We start from the raw sequence: 4277 nt of genomic DNA, 5'->3' as shown, positions 1-4277 counted from the left end.
GGCAATTAAGAAACAGAAACACCTCTAGGAAAGTAATGTATAATTTACGGAATTCCTACTCCCATCCCGCTATAAGAATACCAAAAATAAATGACGGTAAATCAACAAAAACTCGTTTTTTGACTAGGTAATTATCGAGTGGCATGAAAGTAGAAGCGTTAACTTTATAATGTTCCAAACCCACTACCAACAATTTCTCGTTATTCGCTTTTTAGAAGATTTTTACTAAAAGTCTCATTCCTTCGCTTCTGTTGCAAAGATGCCCCTCCATGCCAGCGTGGGTTGTTGAAAAATATCATTCACCCAAACGATAAATAGTAGAACGGTCTACATTAAAGGTTTTAGCCAACTCAGTTGCCGATTTTCCTTCTTCTCTCAATTTGAGAATTAGCTCCTTCTGTTCTGGGAATAACTTCTTCGGACGACCAAATTTAACACCCCTTTTCATAGCAGCTTCTCGCCCAACGCTAGTTCGCTCGCGAATTAAATCCCGCTCAAACTCAGCAATACCTGCAAAAACGGTCATAATCATCTTGCCAGCATGAGAAGTAGTATCTGCCCAAGGCTCGCCCAAGGAACGGAAGGAAGCCTTCTTCTCCCGCAGGGTTTCGACGATCTCAAGCAGGTGACTGGTCGAGCGAGCCAGGCGGTCTAACTTACAAACTACCAACGTGTCACCTTCTCGAATCCGATCCAGCAGCTTCTTAAGTTCGGGACGAGATTTCTTAGCCCCCGAAATCTTTTCCTTATGGATTTCTTTGCAACCATCTTCATTCAAAAGCGAGATCTGGCTATCTAAACTCTGGTCATCTGTACTCACGCGAGCATACCCGATTTTCAATTTTGCCTCCCCATCCTGGAAATCTGTCGCAAAAGATAGTGCATAAAGTATAAACTTTTGCCACTAATATTTGCAACACTAGGAGGGGTCTGAAACGTAGAAACGTCGTAAAGCCATAAACCGTCGCAAATCTTAGTAGTTTTGCCACACTAAAGTTCTGTTTAGTTGGCAATAATTGTTTGATCTATCGGTTATCAGGACACGACCCCAAAATATAAGATTCGGTTAGTCACTATCTAGCTTCAAAATAAGAGTGAAGCGTTCAATGGCTTTACTAAGTGGATTGGTTTTGGTAGTGCGGGAATGATTCAGCTCAATTGTCGAGAAGAGTAGCGTAAAATCATCAAATACAATCATTTAGCCTCTAATTGTCTGATTTTCTACAATGTATTTGAGTATTAGCCGAATCTTGCAGGAGTATGTTCAAACAGGTAATACGTTTTAGAAAGAGATTCTTGGAGGGTTAAGTCCATATCCAAGCAAGCATATCAACCGCTTTGGGAGCTAAAGTCTGGATTTGAATTTAAAAAACCTCCAGCACTTGATTTTAAATTTTCTCTGATTCATAGTTCCTAAAACTCACTCTCTATAGGGGGGTGAGGCGGATATGAGAGTAAAACTCACGAATCGTTGCCATCCCCTAAGTTTAAATTAATTAAAGCATCATTCCATTGTTCGCGATCGATATTAATGGCAGCTTGATTAGAATAAATTGCAGCGTTTAATAAATCTGCCCAATCTATTTCTTCTGGAGCATTTTCTGCTTGTGGCGATTTAAAATTAGATTTGTTGATTTTACTAAGCTTTCAAATTTAACGATGGGAATTAATCAACTCACCAGACACATTCTACTGATTTTTATAGCCAAAAAAATCAATCCGATAGTCAGTGATTTTGACTCCCGTTTCAGCTTCAATCTTCTCAATGGTAGATTTAGGCAACTCGATTTGAACGTCAATAATTTGATTGGTATCGAGACAGTTGATATGACTGTGAGAGTCGCTAATATTACCATAAAGTCTGCCATCAGAACGTTCGACACATTCAATTATCCCTTCTGCGGATAGAGCATCGAGGTTTTGATAAACGGAGGTATGACCGATTTCTTTGCCTTTTTGATTGAGCAAATCGTAAATTTCTCTAGCCGAGAGATGATCTTCGTGAGACCATAGTAATTCTAAAATATAGCGACGCTGACGACTGACTCGCATTCCTAATTCTTGGCAGCGAGTTAAAGCATCTTCGAGGGATCTAATTGGTTTTGCCTCTGGATTGTTCATAGATGAGGCTCGATAATTTGAAATTGAAGTTTACTGGAATTAAACATAGTCATTACCACTTTAACTTAAAATACATATATGTGCCTAGTCAAAAACTAGTAAAGTTAATTTTAGCTTAATACAATTATTCCTTTGTCTCTATTTCTGTAATATTTATTGTGACTATAAAATTAGCTTTAGACAACCAATCGATCGACAATTTAGATTTGGCTGTGGTTAAAGATCGGATCGAATCTTTGATTGAAACGGGTAAGTTGGCAGATTGCGAACAGCAATTACAATTTGAAATCGCTTATCAGCGAGAAGCAGATGACCCCCGCGAACTTTCAGAAATTCCAGAAATTAGATTGTGGTATCTGAGATTAGATTCTATGTATCCTTGGTTGCCATTTTTATTAGATTGGAAATCGGGAGAATTGGCTCGCTATGTGGCTATGTTAGTTCCCCATCAATTCAACCGCACGGAGGGAATTATTTTTAACCCCGAAGCTTTAGAGCTTTTTGTGATGAAGAAAATTTTTATTCTGGCTGACTGGTTAAAACAGCAGGGGATATCAGAAAAGTCTCGCTTGCAATCGATGGCAAAATTATTTGGCTACGAACTAGATGATGCCTTCTTTGCTATGCTTTCTTGATTGATTAAAAAACTTAACAGCGATCGCTTCTTGATTCTGTTGCTATATTCGAAGGTGTCCCTAAAGGGATACACTTCGATATATCCTTTAGGACAACGGTTCACAGACCCGCAACGCGCTACATCGCTTTTAACAAGTAAAAGCTTGACTGGCGATCGCAAAATATGGTTTACTAATTATATTCTTCATAATGGAAATATAAGGGCTTATATATTGCAGTCACCACTCCCATCATAAAAATAATAATACCATTAAAGCGATCGCCACACAATCCCAAACCTCTTTACTAAATAAAAAAAAATACCGCCTAGTTTGGTACTGGGCGGTTTTCAAACCTATTCTATTTTACTTTTAAAGGTGTGATGAGACGATCGAGAACTCTACATTGCAGAGCCGACACCAGCATAAGCACCGTAGAAAAAGATGCCAACAACTGCAATGACACCCATGCCAGCGACTGTTGCCACAATCCACAAAGGAATTCTTCCATCTGCAAACATTGTTATAAATCTCCTACTTGCTATAAATAATTAAAATGAATCTGACTCAATGCCAGAATATATCCCTAGTTAAAGAAGTAACTAGAAAAGAGGATGCCAAGAACGGCAATCAAAAGTAGACCCAAGTATAGGGAAGTACGATTGAGTTCTACGGGCTGTCTGTTGGGGTTTTGATTTCTATCCATTATTTGTTTGCTCCTATCGTTGGATGAATTGCATAGAGGCGATCGCGCCTAGGAAAAATACAGTGGGTACTGCAAGAGTGTGAATTGCCAACCATCTAACGGTAAAGATGGGATAAGAAATGGGTTGATTGGGACTGTTGCCTGTCATAATTTTTTTTACCTAACTAATTTTTGTCAACAAATTTTATTGATTAAATTCTTTGATTTGTGATTTTGCATCAAAGCGATCGCTAATTACAGGTAGCTCAATGCGGTCTTGAGTAAAATATTCGTTAGGACGAGGCGTACCGAAAGCATCGTAAGCCAATCCAGTGCTAACAAATAACCACCCTGCAATAAATAGCATGGGAATAGTTACGCTATGAATTACCCAGTAGCGAATGCTGGTAATAATATCGGAAAATGGACGTTCTCCAGTATCTCCTGCCATAATTTCTATTTCTCCTTATTATAAAGTTTTAAAGCTTTCTACATAATACGAAACAAAGGTAACCGCCAACAACTAGAAAATATTTCTAAAATAGCTTCTAGGTAGCAGTACCAGCTTCGGGGACATATTTAAGTATTGTTCCTCTCTCACCTAGGATAAAGCCTTTTTGGGGAGAAACAAATACTACTTTGTAAAAATTCGATGGTGCATTTTCCACATCTCGATCCTTCGACCAGGTTTCACCGCCATCATCACTGACTAGCAAGTTACCACTTCCTCCCGAAAGCCAAATTTCTTCTGGAGTACGATAAGCCACATCTAAAAAGCCCCAACTTGCGGAAAATTCAGGATAAATAGGTTCGCCCCAAGCTTCATAGTCTTCGGCTGTTTCGCTAAATTGAATTTG

Annotated in this window: 8 protein-coding genes and 1 pseudogene; 2 read left to right on the top strand and 7 right to left on the bottom strand. The window is 38.8% G+C overall.

The genetic code is table 11. From position 1 onward, the window contains the following. Nucleotides 1–295: 295 nt before the first annotated feature. Nucleotides 296–841, bottom strand: coding sequence for a recombinase family protein (locus AC33VI_RS16100; protein ID WP_491783280.1), 546 nt, complete (start codon nucleotides 839–841; stop codon nucleotides 296–298). Between the two features lie 246 nt (nucleotides 842–1087). Here AC33VI_RS16100 and AC33VI_RS16095 point away from each other — a divergent pair. Further along, a pseudogene (locus AC33VI_RS16095) lies at nucleotides 1088–1346 on the top strand (Tn3 family transposase); the annotation flags it as partial. 343 nt (nucleotides 1347–1689) lie between these two features. On the opposite strand, the gene AC33VI_RS16090 reads toward AC33VI_RS16095, so the two are convergent. Further along, a complete protein-coding gene (locus AC33VI_RS16090; RefSeq protein ID WP_491783279.1) occupies nucleotides 1690–2121 on the bottom strand; it encodes a Fur family transcriptional regulator in 432 nt (143 codons plus the stop codon). Between the two features lie 158 nt (nucleotides 2122–2279). Here AC33VI_RS16090 and AC33VI_RS16085 point away from each other — a divergent pair, with 158 nt between their 5' ends. Continuing rightward, complete coding sequence (locus AC33VI_RS16085) at nucleotides 2280–2756, top strand: CRR6 family NdhI maturation factor (protein WP_491783278.1); 477 nt, start codon at nucleotides 2280–2282, stop codon at nucleotides 2754–2756. 380 nt (nucleotides 2757–3136) lie between these two features. Here the strand turns inward: AC33VI_RS16085 and AC33VI_RS16080 are convergent, their stop codons facing one another. The 5 genes from AC33VI_RS16080 to AC33VI_RS16060 form a co-directional block, all read right to left on the bottom strand. Next, a complete protein-coding gene (locus tag AC33VI_RS16080; protein ID WP_019507616.1) occupies nucleotides 3137–3256 on the bottom strand; it encodes a photosystem II reaction center protein J in 120 nt (39 codons plus the stop codon). Between the two features lie 65 nt (nucleotides 3257–3321). Further along, a complete protein-coding gene (gene psbL / locus AC33VI_RS16075; protein ID WP_009544126.1) occupies nucleotides 3322–3441 on the bottom strand; it encodes a photosystem II reaction center protein PsbL in 120 nt (39 codons plus the stop codon). A gap of 13 nt (nucleotides 3442–3454) precedes the next feature. After that, on the bottom strand, nucleotides 3455–3589 hold the full coding sequence (psbF, locus tag AC33VI_RS16070; protein ID WP_106240219.1) for a cytochrome b559 subunit beta: 135 nt from the start codon (nucleotides 3587–3589) through the stop codon (nucleotides 3455–3457). Between the two features lie 36 nt (nucleotides 3590–3625). Continuing rightward, complete coding sequence (gene psbE, locus AC33VI_RS16065) at nucleotides 3626–3871, bottom strand: cytochrome b559 subunit alpha (RefSeq protein WP_491783277.1); 246 nt, start codon at nucleotides 3869–3871, stop codon at nucleotides 3626–3628. Nucleotides 3872–3968: 97 nt separating this feature from the next. After that, the coding region (locus tag AC33VI_RS16060; RefSeq protein ID WP_491783276.1) for a YCF48-related protein at nucleotides 3969–4277 on the bottom strand (309 nt) is incomplete at its 5' end.

This window comes from Waterburya sp. (assembly GCF_058530065.1).
Note: the sequence above shows the minus strand (reverse complement) of the source record. Positions and strands in the feature narration are given on the sequence as shown.